General features: G+C 64.4%; 16 protein-coding genes. 6 read left to right on the top strand and 10 right to left on the bottom strand.

Going from position 1 to position 19,859, the window contains the following annotated elements; translation table 11 throughout:
- Window positions 1-9: 9 nt before the first annotated feature.
- Entirely contained in the window at window positions 10-2,247 is a 2,238-nt protein-coding gene (locus tag AC097N_RS04970; RefSeq protein ID WP_479579642.1) for a sensor domain-containing protein, read from the top strand.
- Window positions 2,248-2,265: 18 nt separating this feature from the next.
- On the opposite strand, the gene AC097N_RS04965 is transcribed toward AC097N_RS04970, so the two are convergent.
- Window positions 2,266-2,859 (bottom strand): DUF2059 domain-containing protein, encoded by a 594-nt coding sequence (locus AC097N_RS04965; RefSeq protein ID WP_479579641.1) that lies wholly within the window; start codon window positions 2,857-2,859, stop codon window positions 2,266-2,268.
- Window positions 2,860-2,969: 110 nt separating this feature from the next.
- On the opposite strand from AC097N_RS04965, the gene AC097N_RS04960 reads away from it, so the two are divergent.
- Genes AC097N_RS04960 through AC097N_RS04945 form a run of 4 tightly spaced genes read left to right on the top strand, consistent with a single transcriptional unit; the run spans window position 2,970 to window position 5,950 of the window.
- Window positions 2,970-3,599 (top strand): ATP-binding cassette domain-containing protein, encoded by a 630-nt coding sequence (locus AC097N_RS04960; RefSeq protein ID WP_479579640.1) that lies wholly within the window; start codon window positions 2,970-2,972, stop codon window positions 3,597-3,599.
- A 23-nt stretch (window positions 3,600-3,622) separates the two neighbouring features.
- Entirely contained in the window at window positions 3,623-4,228 is a 606-nt protein-coding gene (locus tag AC097N_RS04955; RefSeq protein WP_479579639.1) for a CDP-alcohol phosphatidyltransferase family protein, read from the top strand.
- Window positions 4,225-5,286 (top strand): FAD-dependent oxidoreductase, encoded by a 1,062-nt coding sequence (locus AC097N_RS04950; protein WP_479579638.1) that lies wholly within the window; start codon window positions 4,225-4,227, stop codon window positions 5,284-5,286. The genes AC097N_RS04955 and AC097N_RS04950 overlap by 4 nt, the downstream gene beginning before the upstream one ends.
- 1 nt (window position 5,287) lies before the next feature.
- On the top strand, window positions 5,288-5,950 hold the full coding sequence (locus tag AC097N_RS04945) for a DUF938 domain-containing protein (protein ID WP_479579637.1): 663 nt from the start codon (window positions 5,288-5,290) through the stop codon (window positions 5,948-5,950).
- A 47-nt stretch (window positions 5,951-5,997) separates the two neighbouring features.
- Here AC097N_RS04945 and AC097N_RS04940 read toward each other — a convergent pair whose 3' ends face one another.
- Complete coding sequence (locus AC097N_RS04940; RefSeq protein ID WP_479579636.1) at window positions 5,998-7,059, bottom strand: DMT family transporter; 1,062 nt, start codon at window positions 7,057-7,059, stop codon at window positions 5,998-6,000.
- Between the two features lie 224 nt (window positions 7,060-7,283).
- On the opposite strand from AC097N_RS04940, the gene AC097N_RS04935 reads away from it, so the two are divergent.
- On the top strand, window positions 7,284-10,970 hold the full coding sequence (locus AC097N_RS04935; protein WP_479579635.1) for a hypothetical protein: 3,687 nt from the start codon (window positions 7,284-7,286) through the stop codon (window positions 10,968-10,970).
- Between the two features lie 27 nt (window positions 10,971-10,997).
- Here AC097N_RS04935 and arcC read toward each other — a convergent pair whose 3' ends face one another.
- The 8 genes from arcC to AC097N_RS04895 all read right to left on the bottom strand — a co-directional run bounded on the left by arcC (window position 10,998) and on the right by AC097N_RS04895 (window position 19,844).
- Entirely contained in the window at window positions 10,998-11,924 is a 927-nt protein-coding gene (gene arcC / locus AC097N_RS04930) for a carbamate kinase (protein WP_479579634.1), read from the bottom strand.
- Entirely contained in the window at window positions 11,921-12,919 is a 999-nt protein-coding gene (gene argF, locus AC097N_RS04925) for an ornithine carbamoyltransferase (RefSeq protein WP_479579633.1), read from the bottom strand. The genes arcC and argF overlap by 4 nt, the downstream gene beginning before the upstream one ends.
- Before the next feature lie 17 nt (window positions 12,920-12,936).
- On the bottom strand, window positions 12,937-14,154 hold the full coding sequence (gene arcA / locus AC097N_RS04920; protein WP_479579632.1) for an arginine deiminase: 1,218 nt from the start codon (window positions 14,152-14,154) through the stop codon (window positions 12,937-12,939).
- A 26-nt stretch (window positions 14,155-14,180) separates the two neighbouring features.
- A complete protein-coding gene (gene arcD, locus AC097N_RS04915) occupies window positions 14,181-15,650 on the bottom strand; it encodes an arginine-ornithine antiporter (protein WP_479579631.1) in 1,470 nt (489 codons plus the stop codon).
- Between the two features lie 237 nt (window positions 15,651-15,887).
- The gene (pcaF, locus tag AC097N_RS04910) at window positions 15,888-17,090 is read right to left on the bottom strand and encodes a 3-oxoadipyl-CoA thiolase (RefSeq protein ID WP_479579630.1); all 1,203 of its coding nucleotides are present in this window, start codon (window positions 17,088-17,090) and stop codon (window positions 15,888-15,890) included.
- Window positions 17,087-17,536 (bottom strand): MaoC family dehydratase, encoded by a 450-nt coding sequence (locus AC097N_RS04905; RefSeq protein ID WP_479579629.1) that lies wholly within the window; start codon window positions 17,534-17,536, stop codon window positions 17,087-17,089. The genes pcaF and AC097N_RS04905 overlap by 4 nt, the downstream gene beginning before the upstream one ends.
- Window positions 17,533-19,053, bottom strand: a complete 1,521-nt coding sequence (locus AC097N_RS04900; protein ID WP_479579628.1) for a 3-hydroxyacyl-CoA dehydrogenase — start codon at window positions 19,051-19,053, stop codon at window positions 17,533-17,535. The genes AC097N_RS04905 and AC097N_RS04900 overlap by 4 nt, the downstream gene beginning before the upstream one ends.
- Window positions 19,035-19,844: an enoyl-CoA hydratase-related protein gene (locus tag AC097N_RS04895; RefSeq protein WP_479579627.1), complete on the bottom strand. Its 810-nt coding sequence runs from the start codon at window positions 19,842-19,844 to the stop codon at window positions 19,035-19,037. The genes AC097N_RS04900 and AC097N_RS04895 overlap by 19 nt, the downstream gene beginning before the upstream one ends.
- Window positions 19,845-19,859 lie beyond the last annotated feature (15 nt).

The raw sequence follows: 19,859 nt of genomic DNA, 5'->3' as shown, positions 1-19,859 counted from the left end.
CACCACTTCATGCCCGTCCCCAAGCCCCCTGCCGAGACCCTGCCTGCGCATGAAGAGACGCTGGAGCAGCTGCGTCTGGCCTTGCGCGATCTGCAGGTGATTCTGGAGAGTGCGGGCGTCGGCATTGCGTTCATCAAGCAGCGCCTCGTTGTCCGCTGCAACCAGCGCTTTGCCGAGATCTATGGTTTTGCCTCGGTGGAAGACGCCATAGACACACCCAGCGGGTCGCTGTACCCGGACCAAACCGCGTTTCATGCCCTGGGCGAAGCCGCCTACCCCGTGATGGCCCAAGGCCTGGCCTACAAGGCCGAGGTACGGATGAAGCACCGTGACGGGTACCATTTCTGGACCAACCTGACCGGCAAACTGGTCAACCCCGCCGACACTGATGCCGGTTCGATCTGGATCGTGGACGACATCAGCGAACAAAAAGAGGCGAAGGAACAGGTCGAGCTGCTGCTGGCCGAGCAGAGCCTGATTCTGAACAACGCGATGGTGGGCATCACCTTCCTGCGCGACCGCAAGATCACCCGCTGCAATGCGGCCTTCGAGCACATTCTGGGGTACGAACCGGGTGAACTGCACGGCAGTTCGTCGCGTCAGTGGTACTTGTCGGAACAGGATTGGCTGGACGCCGCCTACCGCTGGCAAGCCCCCTTTGCCGCCGGCCATGGATTTGAGGGTGAAATGGTCTTGTGCAAGAAAGACGGTTCGGCGCTGACTTGCGAAGTTCGCGCCAAGGCCGTCGACCCCGGTGATCCCGATCGGGGCTCCATCTGGATCACGCTGGACATCACCGCCCGCAAGCAGGCTGAAAACGAGTTGATCCAGGCTCGCGCCCACCTGGAACAACTGGTCGAGCAACGCACCCAGGAACTCAGCCAGACGGTGCTGGCGCTGGAGCAAAAAGCCCTCGAACAAAAAGAGGCCGAAGCCCACATCCAGCGGCTGGCGCATTTTGATGCGCTCACCGGCCTGCCCAACCGCAGCTTGCTGGCAGACCGCTGCCTGCATGACATCTCGTTTGCGCGCCGGCATGGCCAATCGGTGGCCCTGATTTTTCTGGACCTGGACCACTTCAAAAACGTCAATGACTCGCTGGGGCACCGTGTGGGTGATGAGGTGCTGGTGGCCCTGGCAGAGCGCCTGACCCGGACGGTGCGCGAGCAGGACACGGTCTCGCGCCTGGGAGGCGATGAGTTCATCCTGCTGCTGCCCGACACCGATGCCAACGGCGCGGCCAACGTCGCCCAGAAAATACTGCAGGCTGCCTCACTTCCGTTTCAGATCGAGCAACATGAGCTCACCGTGACGCCGTCCATCGGCATTGCGCTCTTTCCCAAAGATGGCGAGGATCTGGACACCCTGTCCAAATGCGCCGATGCCGCGATGTACCGCGCCAAGGAGGACGGTCGCAACCACTACCGCTTTTACACTCCTGACATTCAGGCCCATTCGGACCGTGCGCTGCTCCTGGACAACGCCTTGCGCCGCGCGCTGGAGCGCAACCAGCTTGAACTGCACTACCAGCCCCAAATATCGCTGGAGACCGGACAAACCGTGGGAGTGGAAGCCTTGCTGCGCTGGACCCACCCGGAGTTGGGCAGCGTGCCGCCCGGTGAGTTCATTCCCGTGGCCGAAGGCAACGGCCTGATCATGCCCATTGGCGAGTGGGTGCTTCGCACCGCAGTCAACCAGCTGGCGCAGTGGATCGGGCGGGGCATGGCGCCCATCACCATCGCGGTGAATTTATCGTCGGTGCAGTTTCGCCATGCCGACCTGCCCCAGCTGGTGAGCAGCATTCTGGAAGAAGCCGGGCTGCCCGCGCATTTGCTGGAACTGGAGCTGACCGAAGGCGTGGCGATGACGCACCCGCTGGCGGCGATTGCGGTGATGAATGACCTGCACCAGCGCGGGGTACGCCTGTCGATTGATGACTTTGGCACCGGCTATTCGTCGCTCAGCTACCTCAAGCGCTTTCGGGTTTACAAACTCAAGATCGACCAGTCTTTTGTGCGCGACATCACCGAAGACCCCGATGACAAAGCCATCGTGGGGGCCATCATCAGCATGGCCGACAGCCTGGGCCTGGAAACCATTGCCGAAGGCGTGGAGACCGAGGGCCAGCTGGAGTTTCTGCGCGCCCGCGGCTGCAAGGAGGTGCAGGGCTACTTCTTCAGCCACCCCGTGCCCGCCGCCGCATTGGAAAACTACGTGCGCGAACTGACGCTCAAGGCCGCCCGATGACGGCCGCTTGCTAACGCGTTATTTGCTGGCCGCTTTGGCAGGCGCTGCGGCGCCTTTGGCGGCCGGGGTTGCCACCGGTGCAGGACCCGTGGGGACGCCCAGACGCTTGGCAATGGACTGCTCCAGCGCCTTCACCTTGGGGTCCACCGAGCCCCGCACGTCGGCCACCAGTTTTTCAACCAGCGACTTTTCCATCTCGCCGCCCATCTGCGCGAACTTGCGGTTCACGGGGGACTCAAAAATGGCAATCAGTTGCTTGAGTTCGTCCTCGGTGAATTTCTCGTCCAGCAGCACACCGATGGTGGACGGCGCCAGCTTGATCGCGCTCGTGCGCACCATCGGCACGGTTTCGTCCACGTATTTCTTCACGTCGGCCTGAATCTCCTTGCCCATCGCCTCGCGCTTCTCGGGGGCGATGCGGGTCTGCAGGACCATGCCGGCCTGCTGCATCATCTGCGCCGCAGGGCGTTCAGCCAGCGCACGGGCGGCCTGCTCGATGGCGGGTTGCTGCAGCTGCAAGACCTTGGCAATCAGCTCTTTCTTGGCCGGGGTGGACTCGGCGTGCACGCCAAATGCGGCGGCCATCAGGGCCACGATCAATAACTTCTTCAAAATACGACCTCCTTGATATTCAATTCATGCCTCCCGCCAACCGCGTGCAGCAGTGGAAGACCCCTGATGCATTATCACGCTGCCGTGTGACAAGACCCGACAATAGCCGCATGAGCCTTGACATCACGCTAAACCATCTGTGCACGCCCGGCGCCACGCTGCTGCGCGGGCTGCGCCTGCAGGTCCCCGGCGGCGTCATCCACACCGTGATGGGCGTCAGTGGTTCAGGCAAATCCAGCCTGCTGGCTGCGGTGTGCGGTACCCTGCCTGAGGGACTCACGTTTGAGGGCGACATCTCGCTTGACGGCGCCCGCATCGACCACCTGCCCACCGAACGCCGACAGGTGGGCATTCTGTTTCAGGACGACTTGCTGTTTGCCCACATGACCGTGCGTGAAAACCTGTTGTTTGCTGTGCCGCCCGGACCAAAGACCGCGCGCGCCAGTGCCGTCACGCAAGGCTTGCAGGACCTGGAGCTGCTGGCCTTTGCGGACGCCGACCCGGCCACGCTCTCGGGCGGCCAACGCGCGCGCGTGGCGCTGATGCGTGCGCTGCTGGCACAGCCCCGCGCCTTGTTGCTGGACGAGCCCTTCTCCAAACTGGATGCCGCCCTGCGCGAGCGCACGCGCCGTTTTGTGTTTGATTTGGTCAGAAAACGCCAGATTCCCGTCCTGATGGTGACGCACGACCTCAGCGATGTGGCCGACCCGGCCCACCTCACGCAACTCAACGCCTCCTGAACCTGCCGCCTTACCGTCTACCCATGCTTGACCGCGCCGCCACCGCCCTCATCAAACCCGTCATCACCCGCCTGGCCAAGGTCTTGTGGCGGGCGGGCGCCAGCGCCAACCAGATCACCGTCGCCGGCTTTCTGATCGGCCTGCTTGCTGCGTTTTTAATAGCTACAGGCGCATATACAGAGGGCGCTGTGGCCATAATGACCTCAAGACTGTGCGACGCGCTGGACGGTGCCGTGGCGCGGCTGACCCAGGCCACGGACCGTGGGGGCTTTCTGGACATTGCGCTGGACTTTTTGTTTTACGCCAGCATCCCGCTGGCCTTTGCACTGGCAGACCCCGCCCGCAACGCCCTGCCCGCGGCGGTGCTGCTGGCAGCCTTCATCGGCACGGGTTCGAGTTTTCTGGCCTTCGCGGTCATTGCCGCCCAGCGCGGCATGCACAGCCTGGCCTACCCCGACAAGTCGTTTTACTTTCTGGGCGGCCTGACCGAGGCCACAGAAACGCTGGCCTTCTTTGTTGCCATGTGCTTCTGGCCGGCGTATTTCATTGAGCTGGCCTACGGGTTTGCCGCACTGTGCGGCATCACGGTGGCCACCCGCATTTGGTGGGGCTGGCGGGCTTTTTCATGAAAAACCTGGTGTTCCTTGGCACTGGCCCAGCCCACGTGCACGTGTTGTCCACCCTGGCAGCCAAGCCCATGGCAGGCGTGCAAATTACCCTGGTGGCACCGGCCTCGCGCCCCTTATATATGGGCATGTTGGCCGGCTTTGTGGCCGGTCAATACACGCTGGACGAATGCACGATCCCCCTGGAGCCGCTGCTCAAAAACACCGGCATCCGCTGGTTGATGCGCCAGGTGACCGGGCTCCACGCCGCCACCCGCACCCTCACGATGGACGATGGCAGCACGCTGCCCTACGACTGGCTGTCGGTCAATACCAGCCCGGTGCAGGACCGGCCAAAGATCGAGTCCGTCATGCCCGGCGCCCGTGAACACGGCCTGTTCGTGCGTCCCACAGAGGCTTTTGGCGCCTTGTGGCCGCAGGTGGTTGCACTGGCAAGCAGCCGGGCGTTGCGGGTGGCCGTCATCGGCGAGGGCAGCACCGGCATCGAACTGGCCATGGCCATCCGGCACCGCATGCCCGACGCCTCGGTGACGCTGATCACCGGCGGCGACGTGGTGGGCGCCACCCTCACGGCCGCACTGCAACAACGGGTGGCGGCGGCGCTCAAGCGCCGCCACATCATCGTGCTGGCCGACAAGGCGGTGGGCCTCCAGGCGGGCCAGGTCGCGCTGGGATGCGGCGGCCTGCTGAGTTGCGACGTGCCCGTGATCGCTGTTGAGGGTCAAGCCCCGGCCTGGCTGGCTGGCAGCGGCCTGGCGCTGGATAAGCGGGGCGTCGTCACGGTCGATGCCTGCCAGCGCGCCACCAGCCACCCCGAGGTGCTGGCAAGCGATGACACGCACCCGTCCAGCGGCCCCGCGCTGGCGGCCCACCTGGCCGCCGTGGTGGCGGGCATGGCGCCCACACCGCTTCGGTCGCCCAGGAACACCCTGACGTTCGTGTCGTGCGGCGCCCCATCCGCCCTGGCGGGCTGGGGGCCCTACGCCGCACAAGGGCGCTGGGTGGCGTGGCTGAAAGACCGGATGGACCGCAAGACCATCGCCCTGTACCAACGCACCTGACATGGCCCACCACAGCCCCGCCGCCGAGCGCAACGGCCACCCTATCCTGCAAGTGCTCCAGCAAGTGCTGCCCGCACAGGGCACCGCCCTGGAGATTGCCAGTGGCACCGGCCAGCATGTGGCCCTGTTCGCAGCCCACCTGCCCGGCTGGGTGTGGCAACCGTCCGATGCGCAGGATGACTCTTTTGACTCGATCCGTGCCTGGTGCGCCCAGGCCGGTGTGCCCCAGGTCAACGAGCCCGTGGTGCTGGACGTGCTGGCGCCCCAGTGGCCCACCCGCGGCCCGGCCTTCACCCGGCCTTTTGACGCCATCTACTGCGCCAACATGCTGCACATTGCGCCTTGGGCCACCTGTGCGGCCCTGATGCAGGGGGCTTCCAGACACCTGGCCCCCCAAGGCGTGCTCATCGCCTACGGCCCCTACCTGGAGCGCGACGTGCCGACATCCCCCGGCAACCTCGCCTTTGACGAAAGCCTGCGCCAGCGCAACCCGGCCTGGGGCATTCGCCCGCTGGATGCCGTGACGCAGCAGGCCGCGCTGGCAGGCCTGTGCCTGAGCCAGCGGGTTCAGATGTCTGCGAACAATCTGCTGCTGGTCTTCAACCGCCGCGCGACCGGCGCCATGGCAGACGGCACCTCCAAAACGGTCAAAGACCACACCTGACACGGGAGCGGGTGCAGGCCCCGCCCCTGTCGGCGGGACCTCTTGGTTCAGTGGGAATGCAAGTGGTGTGCGTCCGGCACGTGGGGATGCACATGGTGGGTCGGCGCGTGTTGGTGCCAATGGCTGTGAGAACCTGCAGGCAGGTCAGCATGGGCATGCAGGTGGTGGCCGTCATCGTGGGTGTGGGCATGCTCATGCTCCAGCGCCTCATGCGCATGGGCATGACCGTGGGACTCCGAGAGGTGCAGCACCACGCCCAGCAACATCAGCACCCCACCGGCCACCATCATCCCGCTCACGGAGCGGCTGCCGAACGCAAAGGCGCCCAGCGCACCAATGAAGGGGGCAAAAGCAAAGACGGACCCCGTGCGCCCGGCGCCAAATTCACGTTGTGCCAACAGGTAAAAACGCAGGCTCAGGCCATAGCCCGTGGCGCCGATGAGCAGCAAGGCAAGCGCTGCACGCAGCGTCGGCCCTGACTCATCTGCCGCCCATGCCAGAGCCCCCGTGGCACAGGCACCCAGGGTGGCCTTGACCAGCACCACCTGTCCCGGATCACGCTCGGCCACGCCCCTTGACAGCGTGTTGTCGACGCCCCAGGCTGCCGTGGCGGCCAGCACGGCCAGCAACCCAAGGAGCTGGGCATGGCCCGCCAGGCCCTGCTCCAGGACCAGTGCCAACCCACCGGCCAACAGGAGCAGCATGGCGGCACCCACACGTTTGTCGATGGTCTCGCCGTACAGCCGCCAGGCCAGCACCACGGTAAACAGGGCTTCCAGCGTGAGCATGAGCGAGGCACTGGAGCCGCTGGTGCGTTGCAGTCCCCAGGCCAGGGCCACCGGACCCACCACCGCCCCACAACCTGCCATGGCCAGCAGACGCGGCAGGTCCGAGCCACGCAGGCCAGCCTCACGTCCTGCGGGCAAACGCATGGCCAGGGCAACGAGGGCGGCACCGGCATAAAGCAACGCCGCTGTGGTGAAGGCCCCGAGCCCTTGTCCGAAGTGCTGAACCAGCGGTGTGCTGAGCCCGAACAAGGCAGCCGCCAGCAACGCAAGCAACCCGCCACGCAGGGCAGGGGCAGATATCTTGGCAGGTACAGGTTTCATCGTCATATTTCTATTAAATCAGGCTGTAGCCCAGGTGGAACCTTCGCAAGCAGCTATTAATTCAGTAGCAAATTATGCTTCGCCATGGTCACTTGGACAAGAGGTTAAACCTTGTTCGAAGTCCCCGAGTTTACGGATCGGGCCTGTTCATGGGCTTGCGTTGGGGGGATGCCAAAACACACGGAATGCGCTAAAGTGTTTTTTGGCTTGCAGGAGGTTTCTCCATGAACACCGATCCCGCCCCCACCGGGGCCGCCGGGCAGCACCCGCCAGAGCCCGCTGAGCCCGAGCTGCCCGATGAATTGGCGGCCTTGTGTGCGGCCGAGGCCGCAGCCATTGCAGCCCGGCGCCAACAGGTGTTGGGCGTCGCCAGCACCAACCTCACCGAGCTGAACCTGCCCCGCGTTGGCCTCGCCCTGTCAGGCGGCGGCGTGCGCAGTGCCACATTTGCCCTGGGCTTGATGCGTGGCATGGCGCAAAGCCAGAAGCACGATGCCAGCGCTGACGACCCTGCCAAGAAAACCTTGGTCACCGACGGCCTGCTCGGCCGCCTGGACTACCTGTCTACCGTCTCAGGCGGGGGCTACATCGGGGGCATGTACGGTCGGCTGGTGGCCACCTATGGGCTGCCATGCGCCCAGGCCCTGATGGCCCGCGCAGGCTCACCGGTGCTGGAATGGCTGCGCCGCAACGGCCGTTACCTAACCCCTGCCGGCTCGCGTGACATGGGCATCGCCGTGGTGACTTACCTGCGTGCCTGGCTGGCCATTCATACCGAGTTCATGTTCGCCTGCATGCTGCTGGGCTTGCTGGTGGTGGTGCCCCACCTGTGGCAGCATAGTCTGCAGGTGCTGGACCCCAAGGGCTGGGAGCGTTGGCGCAGCCCGTGGTGGGCCGTGTCCGTGGCGTTCTGGTCTGCCACCGCACCCGGGTTGATCGCCGGGTACTGGGCCGCCCGCGATGCGCGTGATGCCACGGCCACCACGGTCTCGCCCAGTTGGCGTGATGTGCTTTTCCTGCTCGCGGCGGCCCTGGGCGCTTACCTGTTGTTGCGGGCCCTGCAGCCCAATGGTGCGCTGGACCCGGTTCAGCACAGCCTCAACTGGGCAGGCGCCGGGGCGCTGGCGCTGACCTCCCTGGTGGCGGGACAACTGGCGGTGATAGGCTGGATCGTGTTCAACCAGACACCCCACGCGCTGAAGGTGGCGCGCCTGCGCAACTGGTTGACCCGGGCCTTGCGCTGGGTTTTTCACGTCTCGCTGGGGCTGGCTGGCCTGGGCGCGCTGGACTGGATCAGCTGGTGGGTGCTTGAAGAAATACAGAGTGGCAACCAATGGCTTTGGGGCGGCGTCGGCGTGGGGGGCGTGGTCGTCGTCGTGTTGCGCACCCTGATGCAGCCCCTGCAAAAAATAGCCGCCGAGTCCAACAGCCATGCCAGCGAATGGCTGCCGCGTCTGCTCAACCTGGGCAGCATGGTGGGCTTGCTGGCCCTGGTCACGGCCTGGCTGGTCGTCATCCAGTGGTTCATCTTTGCCCCGGAGACTTTCAGCGCACTTCGCAGCGTTCCGGCCTGGATGCGGGCCAGCCTGCTGGCCGTGGTCTGGCTGGCGTGGATGGTGCTCACCGCGGGCAACTCGCAAATGGCCAACACCTCATCACTGCACAGCTTCTACCGCGCCCGCCTGACGCGCGCCTACCTGGCCGTGGGCAACCGCCAACGCAATTTCGCAGATGATGCGGCAGGCCCCCGTGCCGACGTCACGCAGGTGGTGGAAGGCGATGACACCCGCCTGCGCAGCTACCGGCCCGAACTCGAAGGGGGCCCGATCCACCTCGTCAACACCTGCCTGAACCAGACACGCGACGACAAGAGCGGCCTCTACAACGCCGACCGCAAGGGCACGGCAGTGACCGCCAGCTGGCGCGGTTTCGAGGTTGGCCCCAAAGAATTCATTGCCTTCAAACCAGCGTATGACGTGGGCACACTCGGACGCTGGATTGCGGTCTCGGGGGCCGCTGCATCACCTGGCGCCGGGGCCTACACCACCCGTGGCCTGGCCTTGCTGGTGTACCTGCTGGGCGTGCGACTGGGCCACTGGATGCGGGCCCCCAGCGAGCGGGTGGAACTGCGATGGCTGAGCGCCTTGTCCTGGCGCACCCTGCCCAAACCCCTGATGCTCGCCAGCGAGGCCTCAGCCACCTTTTTTGGCGTGGAGCGGCCCTGGTGGTACCTGTCGGACGGTGGACATTTCGAGAACAGTGGTGTCTATGCGCTGCTCAAGCGCGAGCTCGGTTTCATTATTTTGTCGGACGCGAGTTGTGATGCGGACTACACCTTTGGCGACATCGAAAACCTGGTGCGCAAGGCCCGCATTGACTTTGGCGCCGAGATTGATTTTTATACCCGGGAAGAGGCGGCCGACCTGTTCACCCTGGGCAGCACCGAATTCACGGTGTTGTCCCCCGAAGACATGGCCGACAACCACTCGTGCCGCGGTGTCATGCTGGCACGCATTCGTTACCGCGAGCGACCCGGCCCGGCAGGTGCCAACGGGAGCGCTGGCAAGCCTTGCCGGCCCGAGGGCACGCTGCTGGTCATCAAACCCAACCTGCACGACGCGCTGGACGTGGATGTATTGGCCTACGCACAAAAGCACAGCTGCTTTCCCCACGAATCCACCGGTGACCAATCGTTTGACGAAGCCCAGTGGGAGAGCTACCACCGCCTGGGCGAAGACTTTGGCCGCGCCATGCACGACAGCTGGCTTGCCCAGGTGCCCGGTTGGCGCAGCCCGGCACGCCATGCCATCCGTGTGGCGGCGCGGCTGGGCTCCGGCAAGGACCTGGCCGCCACCGCCCGTGCCGAACCGCTGTGGCGACGCAGCGCACGGGCCACCGCCATTGGCACCACGCTCGGGGTGGGGGCCTCTGGCACCTTGCTGCTGTCATTGTGGCAATTGCAGGAACAATTGCAACGCAACCGGACCGACGAGCAGACCGAAGCCAGGCAGCTGTTTACTGAAGTCTCCAAGGGACTGCAGTCGTTCAAAGGCGCCTGCCCCGTCATTGCCGAGCATGTGGTGACGCAAGCAGCCTTGCTGCTGGATCTGCGCGGCAGCCCGACCATGCGACCGCTCGAACAAGCGGGCCTGGAGCGCCTGGCCGCCCGCATCTCTGACGAATGCACCCGGGATGTCGAGGCCAGCCCCGAATGCCTGGCGGCCCACCAGCGCATTCAAGGCAGCCTGTGTGCCCTGGTACTGAAGCCCCCGGCCATCAACACCGTACTCAACTACTGGCACCCCGGTGACTCGCCCGCCGATCAGCGCCGCGACAGCCACAAGGTCCTGCAGGCGCTGGCCGGACGGTTTCCGGTGTTCGGCACCTCGTCCATGCAGGTGCCTTCGGCCGTGGTGGTCGCAGGCCGTGCGCCCCTGCCCATCCCGCCGATCAACACGCTCGCGGTCGTGCCTTCATTGCAGCCCTGTTTGCGCCCCCAGGGGCGCACGACCCTGTTTATCCACATCTACGACGAAGACTCACGCTGGCCCGCGACCGCCTTGCGCCAGGCACTGCAGGCCGACGTGGACTCGCCCCTGGTTGCGGCCCCGATCGAGAACGTGGTCCGCAGTGCCGACTTGCGCCAGCAAAGGCGCCCGGTTCCCTGGCCAAAACCCACGCTGGTGCTGCACGACCCCACCAACCGCGACTGCGCCAACGCCATTGCGCCCTACGTCGGCCTGCCGTGGGTGATGCCCGAGGAAACTGATCGCGTCTGGCTGCGCAACCTGCCCGCCTCACTTCCGGCCAGGATGGGTGTGATTGAACTGTGGCTGCCACCGACTAACGTCTCGACCTCGAACAGCCGGACCAACCAGGACGACCTGTTGGGTGCACTCAACATGAAATAAGCAATCAAGTGCCATCGGATAAGTGCATCACACTGTGTCAGCACCGTCCAGGCAGATCTGCGTGCCGGCGTGGCCAGCCAGCATCGCCTCAATCTGCTCGAGAGAACCAATCACAGCCCGCTTGCCCGTGGCCAAAACAAATTGGCAGGCAGCTTCCACCTTCGGACCCATCGACCCGGCGGCGAAGGCATGACCCGCCAATGCCTGGGGCGTGACTTTGCCTACCGCGCGCTGATTCGATTGCCCCCAATGGAGGTAAACGCAAGCCACATCGGTCACGATCACCAGGCAATCCGCCTCCAGTTCCCGCGCCAGCAGACCACTGCACAAGTCTTTGTCGATGACAGCCTCCACACCGTGCAGACCTTTGCCCCCGGGTTCGCGCGCGACCGGAATGCCACCGCCTCCAGCAGCAATGACCAGGGCGCCGTGCGCCAGCAGCCAGCGAATCGGGTCGAGCCCGACGACGCGCAAAGGCCGCGGCGACGCCACCACGCGGCGCAGGCCGGTGCCGTCGGGCGCCATGATCCAGGGCTTGACCGAGGCGACCCGCTTGGCCTCCTCGGCGGTATAGACCGGACCAATGGGCTTGGTGGGATGCTCAAACGCCGGGTCACGGGAGTCCACTTCGACGCGGGTTAGCAAGGTGGCCACGGACCGCGTATCAGGCAACAGGTTGGCCAACTCCTGCTCCAGCAGATAACCAATCATGCCTTCGGACTCCGCGTCCAACACGTCCAGCGGGTAAGTCTCCACGGCGGTGTAAGCGGCCGACTGAAGGGCCAGCAAACCCACCTGCGGCCCGTTGCCATGGGTGAGCACCAGGTCATGGCCAACAGCCACCCGCGCCAGTTGTACCGCCGCGCGCCGGATATTCTCTATCTGATTCTCTGCGCTCAAGCTCTGGCCGCGACGCAGCAAGGCATTTCCCCCAATGGCAACGACCAGCTTCATGAGAGTGTGGCCACCAGCACCGCCTTGATGGTGTGCATGCGGTTTTCGGCCTGCGTAAAGACGATCGAGGCCTCGGACTCAAACACCTCATCAGTCACCTCCACCTCGCTCAGGCCATAACGCGCGTGAATTTGACGGCCCACCTCGGTGTCAAGGTTATGAAACGCGGGCAGGCAATGCATGAAACGTGTCCGTGGTTTGCCAGTGGCCTGCATCAGGGCCGTGGTCACCTGGTAAGGCAGCAATTGATCAATGCGCTGCTTCCACACTTCCTCTGCCTCGCCCATGGACACCCAGACATCGGTGTAGAGGAAGTCAGCCCCGGCCACTGCTTTGAGCGGGTCAGGTTCGATGGTGATGCGTGCGCCCGTGGTGAGGGCCAGTTCGCGCATTTGCGCTACCAGGTCGGCAGGCGGCTGCAGTGCCATGGGTGCGGCAACGCGTACGTCCATGCCCATCTGTGTGCCGCCAATCAGCAGAGAGCAGCCCATGTTGAACCGCGCGTCACCCAGATAACAGAACGACAACTCATGCAGCGGCTTTTCACCGAACTCCTGCATGGTCAGCAAGTCCGCCAGAATCTGGGTGGGGTGCGCTTCATCAGTCAGGCCATTCCAGACCGGTACATGTGAGAAGCGAGCCAGTTCCTCAACCACACTTTGGTGAAAGCCTCGGTACTCAATGCCGTCGTACAACCGGCCGAGCACGCGGGCGGTGTCCTTGAGCGATTCCTTATGCCCCATCTGGGAGCTGGCGGAATCGATAAAGGTCACGTGTCCGCCCTGGTCGTGCACGGCTACTTCAAAAGCACAGCGGGTACGGGTGGAGGCCTTCTCGAAAATCAGCGCAATGTTCTTGCCCTTGAGCCGGGGGTGCTCGTTGCCGGCGTATTTGGAGCGTTTGAGCTCGGCGGCCAGGTCAAGCAGGTAGCGGATGTCCCGGGGCGCGAAATCTTTGAGGTCCAGCAGACTGCGGTTGCGTAAATTGAAACTCATGGGTGTTCCTGTTTTTATTAAATCGCGTCACGTTCAATGGGGCACGACATGCAGTGACTGCCGCCGCGGCCCCGGCCGAGTTCACCGCTGGGAATCGTGATCACCTCCACACCCGCTTTGCGCAGCAAGGTGTTGGTGTAGGTGTTGCGGTTGTAGGCCATCACCACGCCGGGGGCCAACGCCAGCAGGTTATTGCCGTCGTCCCATTGCTCACGCTCGGCCTCGTAGGCGTCACCGCCTGTGGCCACTGTGCGCAGTTGGGGCAAGCCCAGTGCCTCGGCCACCACCGCCAGAAAGGGTTGGGTCTCGGTGCGCACGTCCAGCATGCCTTCGCGCTTGCCGGGTCGCAGGCTGTGGACCCGAATGGCATCCACCATCTCGGGAAAGACGGTCACCAGGTCCACATCGCAAAAGGTAAACACGGTGTCCAGGTGCATGGCCCCGCGTGACTTGGGAATCTGTGCCGCCAGCACCCGGGTCGCCGCCCCACGGGCAAACAGGCTGCGGGCCAACTGGCTCACCGCCTGTGGCGAGGTGCGCTCCCCCATGCCAACCAGCACCACGCCCTGGCCAATGGGCATGACATCGCCGCCTTCGAGTGACGCCAGACCATGGTCACGGTCCGGGTCGCCCCACCATTCCTTGACCGTGCCACCAAACGTGGGATGAAAGCGGTAAACGGCGGTCGTGAGCAGTGTTTCCTGTCGGCGGGCGGGCCAGTACATCGGGCACAGCACTACCCCGTCGCCAATCCAGCAACTGCTGTCGCGGGTGAACAGGGTGTTGGGCAGGGGCGGCAACAACAAGTCAGCCGGGCTGCTGAAACGTGCCAGCAAACCCTCGGGTTGAAACGGCACCTCGGCGCGGGCCAGGCCGCCAATCAGAAGCTCGGCGAATCGGGCGGGTGGCAAGGCTTCAAGCCAGGGCCGCAGGGACTCTGCGGCTTCCGGGTCAATGAAATCAGGGCCGAGTTTGCGGTCAAGTATCCAACTCCTGGCCAGCGGGTCGCCCAGGGTCTGGGCCAGCAGGTCGTGCATCTCCAGCACCTCAACACCGCGCTCGGTCATGGCGGTCGTGAAGGCGTCGTGGTCGTTGCGGGCTTGTGAGACCCAGAGCACATCGTCAAACAGCAACTCATGGCAGTTGGCCGGGGTCAAGCGCTTCTGGGCCAAACCCGGCCGACAGACCAGCACCTTGCGCAGGCGCCCGACTTCTGAATAAAGACCTTTGGACATGTTCATGCTTCTTTGTTGACGGTCGTTCAGAGACTGAGGCGACCGGTACTGAGCATGTAGGCGGCCACCAGCGCCAGCATCACCAACAGCGTCAGAATCACCCTCTCGCGCCCCGTGAACGGCCGCTCGGCGCGCTGCTTCTTTGCCACAACGTAAAGAATGGCGCCTGGTGCGTAAAGCAGGGCGCTCAGCAGCAGGTACTTCAGCCCGGCGGCGTATATCAGCCACAGGCAATAAACCGTGGCCAGTGCGGCCACCGGGGTATCGCTTGGGCGGGCCGCATCAGTTGCCCCCTCACTGCGCCAGGAAAGTGCCAGACCATAAACGGCGCTGAAGAGGTAAGGCAAGAGAATCATCGCTGTGGAGAGGGAAATCAGCGCCAGATACGACGCCTTTGAAACCAGCGTCAGGAGCAGAAAGGCTTGCACCATCCCATTGGTCAGCCACAACGCATTGGCGGGCACGCCTTTGCTGTTTTGCCGGGCCAGCCATGTCGGCATCACACCGCCACCCGCGGGTGTGAAGAGCGACTCGGCCGCGAGCAGCGTCCACGCCAGAAAACCGCCACCCACCGACACGATCAGGCCCAGATAGATCAGCACGGCACCCCAGGTCCCCACGGCTTTTTCCAGAACACTGGCCATGGAAGGATTTTTCAGCGCGGCCAGCTCAGGCTGCGAAAAGATGCCGAGCGACAACAACGACACGGCCATCAACAGCAGCAGGCAGATCAGAAAACCGATGACGGTGGCACGGCCCACGTCCTCGCGCTTGCGAGCCCGCGCCGAATAGACGCTGGCGCCCTCGATACCGATGAAGACCCACACGGTCACCAGCATCGTGCTCTTGACCTGGTCCAGCACCGAGCCCAGCTTGGCATCCCCCCAAAAGTCAAGGTTGAAAGTGCTGACCTGAAACGCCATGGCCACCAACACAATAAAAAGCAACAGGGGCGCCACCTTGGCGAGGGTGACCACTGCATTGAGCACCGCAGCACCCTGGATGCCCCGCAGCACCAGCGCGTGAATGATCCACAACACCACCGAGGCACCGATGATGGCCGACGTGGTGTTGCCCTCGCCAAACGCGGGATAAAAGTACCCCAGCGCGCCGAACGCCGCCACAAGGTAACCCACGTTGCCGATCCAGGCGCTGATCCAATACCCCCACGCGGCGTTAAAGCCCACATACTCGCCGGACAGCGCGCGGGCATAGGCATAGACGCCGTTGTCGAGATCGGGTTTGCGAAGCGACAGCATCTGGTAGACCCGCGCCAGCATGAGCATGCCGACCCCGGTGATCGTCCACCCCATCAAGATGGCGCCAGCACCCGCCCCTGCCGCCATGTTTTGTGGCAAACCAAAAATGCCGCTGCCAATGATGGAGCCCACCACCAGCGCCACCAGCAAGCCCAAGCCGAGGGTATTCGCGGGGCTTTTTGGAACAGTTGCCTCAGGCGGACGCGCCGCCGCCGTGTTGGAAGGGGTCATGGTCATACTCTCCTGAATAGGTTGATGCCTGCGAGCCACGATGCTCTGCTTTGCGCCAAATATTAGCGACGACACCTTGTTACATCCGTGCGCCAGCGCACAGTGAGAGAGACCGATGAAACACATTCAGCTTTGACACGGCCCTGACAAGTAGGCCGGCGCTGCGTCAGAAACACGCTATCAGCAGGCCGCGTACTTTCGGAGCGACCTTGCCAACCTCGTGATCGAGTGAACTTGCGGGCGCTAAACCCGTTCAACAATGACGGCGATGCCCTGCCCCACCCCGATGCACATGGTGCACAGGGCATAACGACCGCCCATGCGGTGCAACTGGTTCACGGCTGTCGTGATCAGCCGGGCGCCACTGGCACCCAACGGATGTCCCAGCGCGATGGCGCCGCCGTTCGGGTTGACGCGGGCATCGTCATCCGCCAGGCCGAGGTCGCGCAACACGGCCAAACCCTGCGCTGCGAAGGCTTCATTGAGTTCAATCACATCCATCTGCGCCAGACTCAACCCCGTGAGTGCCAGTACCTTGCGGGTGGCGGGGGCCGGACCAAAGCCCATGATGCGAGGCGCCACGCCGGCCGCGGCCATGCCCACCACGCGGGCCCGTGGCGTCAGGCCATGGCGCGCAGCCGCCGCCTCGCTGGCGAGCAGCAGGGCGCAGGCGCCGTCGTTCACGCCCGAGGCGTTACCGGCGGTCACGGTGCCATCGGGGCGCACCACGCCCTTGAGCCTGGCCAGAATCTCCAGCGAGGTGGCGCGGGGATGTTCGTCCTGCGTCACGATGATGGGGTCGCCTTTTTTCTGCGCCATCGTCACGGGCGTGATTTCAGTGTCAAAAAAACCGCTTTGCTGGGCGCGCACGGCGTTGAGCTGCGAGCGCAAGGCCATCTGGTCTTGCGCCTCGCGCTCAATGCCAAAGTCGGTGGCCACGTTCTCGGCCGTCTCTGGCATGGAATCCACACCGTACTGCGCCTTCATGAGCTGGTTGACGAAACGCCAGCCGATGGTGGTGTCATAGACGGAATTGGCGCGGCTGAAGGCACTCTCGGCTTTGGGCATGACAAAGGGGGCGCGGCTCATGCTCTCCACCCCGCCCGCAATCATCAACTGCGCTTCGCCACTCTTGATGGCGCGTGCGGCCGTGCCCACCGCATCCAGGCTGGAACCGCACAACCGGTTGATGGTGGCACCGGGCACTTCGGGCGGCAGGCCAGCCAGCAGACTGCTCATGCGCGCGACATTGCGGTTGTCTTCCCCTGCCTGGTTGGCGCAGCCGAACAACACGTCGGTGACGGCGGCCCAATCGACCTGCGGGTTGCGCGCCATCAGCGCCTTGAGCGGAATGGCACCCAAGTCATCGGCGCGCACGCTAGAGAGCGCGCCGCCATAGCGGCCAAAGGGGGTGCGGATAGCGTCACAAATGAAAGCGTCGGTCATGGGGTTTCCTTGGTGGAAAGGTCAAACAGGCTGGTGGCTTCGAGGTCCAGTACCTCGGTGCGGTGGGCATTGAAAAGTTGCCAGCGCCAGCGCAATATACCCAGGTGGGGCTGGCTGCGTGAGCGCCGCACATCCAGCACCGTGGCGGTGAGCGAGAGGCGGTCGCCCGGGCGCACCGGGTGTGGCCATTTCACATAGGCCAGGCCGGGCGAGGCGTAGGACTCCGAGCCATGCAACGCCGCATCCGCCACCAGCCGCATGGCAATGCCGCAGGTGTGCCAACCGCTGGCAATCAGGCCGCCAAACGGGCCTTGGGCGGCGGCAGCCACATCGGTGTGAAACCATTGCGGGTCGTAGGCGGTGGCAAACTGCAGCACCTCGGCTTCGCTCACCTCGCAGGGGCCAGCCTGAATGAGTTGGCCTGTGTGGAACTCAGAAAATTTCATGAGAGACGGACGCCGGGTGTGCGGCTCTGCCAGGCACGCTGGTGCAACCAGGGGCTGACACGATAGCGCTCGCCCCGGTAGTGGGCGTCCAGCGCATCCAGTAAATGGATGACGGCGGCCGTGCGCCAGTCCGCCAGCCACTCGAATGGCCCTGCCGGGTAGTTGACACCCAGCTTCATCGCCGCATCGGCGCCCTCAGGGGTGCAGACGCCTTGTTGCACAGCATCCGCCGCTTCGTTGATCAGCATGGCCAGGGTGCGGGCCACCAACAGACCGGGGGTATCCGCAAGGCGTTGCGGCTGGTAGCCCAACACGGCGAGCCATTGGGGGGCCAGGGCCGTCCAGCGGTCCGAGGCACGCAGCGAAGGGGCCCAGGCCAAAGCCTTGCTTTGGGCCGCAGGCAGGGGCAGGTCAAAGACCGCCACGTCGGCGCCCAGTTGCGAGGCGGTCCGGCCGTCGGTCAGGCGCAACTGGGCGCCTTCGACTTCCAGCCCGAGCCAGTCGCTGGTATCGTGGCGCTCAACGGTGTGGCCGGTTTGTTCCAGTACTGCGACAAAACGATCTGCCAGTGCGCCCTGGCCGTGTACCAGCAACGCTTGTGCCGGGTGTGGCGCGGCTTCAAAGGCGTCAGCCACCGGTTGGGCGGCGCCCCCGGCGTAGTCGTAAAAGCCGCGGCCTGATTTGCGGCCCAGCAGCCCGCCATCCACCAGCTCGCGCTGCACCAGCGAGGGCACAAAACGCTTGTCAAAAAAGTTGGCTTCAAACACCGACTGGGTGACCGAGAAGTTGGTGTCGTGACCAATCAGGTCCATCAATTCACACGGCCCCATGCGAAAACCCGCCGCGCGCAGGCAGGCATCAAGCACAGCCGGCGCGGCGGCCTGCTCCAGCAGCAGGGCCAGCGTTTCGGCGTAATAAGGGCGGGCGATGCGGTTCACGATAAAGCCCGGTGTGGAGCGCGCATGCACCGGCACCTTGCCCCACGCCTGGGACAAATCGAAGATGGCCGCGGCCACCGCCGGATCGGTCTGCAGACCCGACACCACCTCCACCAACTTCATCAGGGGCACTGGGTTGAAAAAATGCATGCCCACCAGCCGACCGGGGTGTTGCAGGCCGTTGGCTATGGCGGTGACCGAGATGGACGAGGTGTTGCTGGCGAGCACACAGTCGGCCGCCACCACGGCTTCAAGTTGTTGGAACAGGCCGCGTTTGACGTCCAGTTTTTCAACGATGGCTTCCACCACCAATCGGGCGCTAGCCGCGGCATCCAGCGAGGCGATGGGCTGAATGCGGGCCCCGGTTTGGGCGGCCGCTTCCGCGCTGAGTTTGCCTTTGGCGGCCAAGGTGGCCAGCGTTTGGGTGAGTTTGTTTTTGGCCTCGGCGGCGGCGCCTTCACGGGTGTCAAACAGCATCACGGTGTGGCCGGCTTGTGCGGCCACCTGCGCGATGCCGATGCCCATGATGCCGGCGCCCACCACCAGCACGGGGGCGCCGGTCAAAAGGTTGGGGGGCATTGGGGAATCCAGTGGGCGGGTCGTTTGGCCAGGAAGGCGGCAAAACCTTCGCGCGCTTCATCGGTGCCGCGCACGCGGCTGATGGTTTGTGCGGTGAGTTCCCGCACGTCGGGCGTGATGGGACCGACTTCAAGCTGCGAAAACAATTGTTTGATCTCCACTTGCGCATTGGGGCTGCCTGCCAGCAGCGCGGTCACGGTGGCATCCACCGCGGCATCCAGCGCGTCCAGCGCCACGACCTTTTGCACCAGACCCATGCCGAGCGCTTCGGCGGCGCCGATGCGGGTGGTGGTGAGCGCCAGGTACTTGGCCTGGCGCTTGCCCACGGCGTTGGTCACGTAAGGGCCGATCACAGCAGGCAGGATGCCAAACTTGGCTTCGCTCACCGAGAAGCTGGCGTTGTCGGCGGCAATCGCCATGTCACACGCGCAGGCCAGGCCCACGCCGCCACCCAGTGCCGCACCCTGGATGCGGGCCACGGTAGGTTTGGGGCTGGCTTCGATCAGGGCGAGCATGCCGGCAAAGCGGCGTGCGTCGTCCAGGTTCCATTCCAGCGAGGCGGTGCTGGCGCGCTGCATCCATTGCAGGTCAGCGCCGGCACTGAAGTGTTTGCCCTCGCCCGCCAGCACAATCACGCGCACGCTGGTGTCTGCGGCCAGCTCGGTGAAAGCGGTGGCCAACTCACCAATCATGGTTTCGTCAAAGGCATTGAACACCGCCGGGCGGGACATGGTGACCTGCGCCACGCCCGGCGCGCGGCGGGTGATGCAAAGTGTGTCAAATACAGGCATGGGTGACTCGTTTCA

The sequence above is a fragment of the Rhodoferax sp. LS1R11 genome (assembly GCF_056521395.1).
This window is presented reverse-complemented; position numbering and strand designations above follow the sequence as displayed.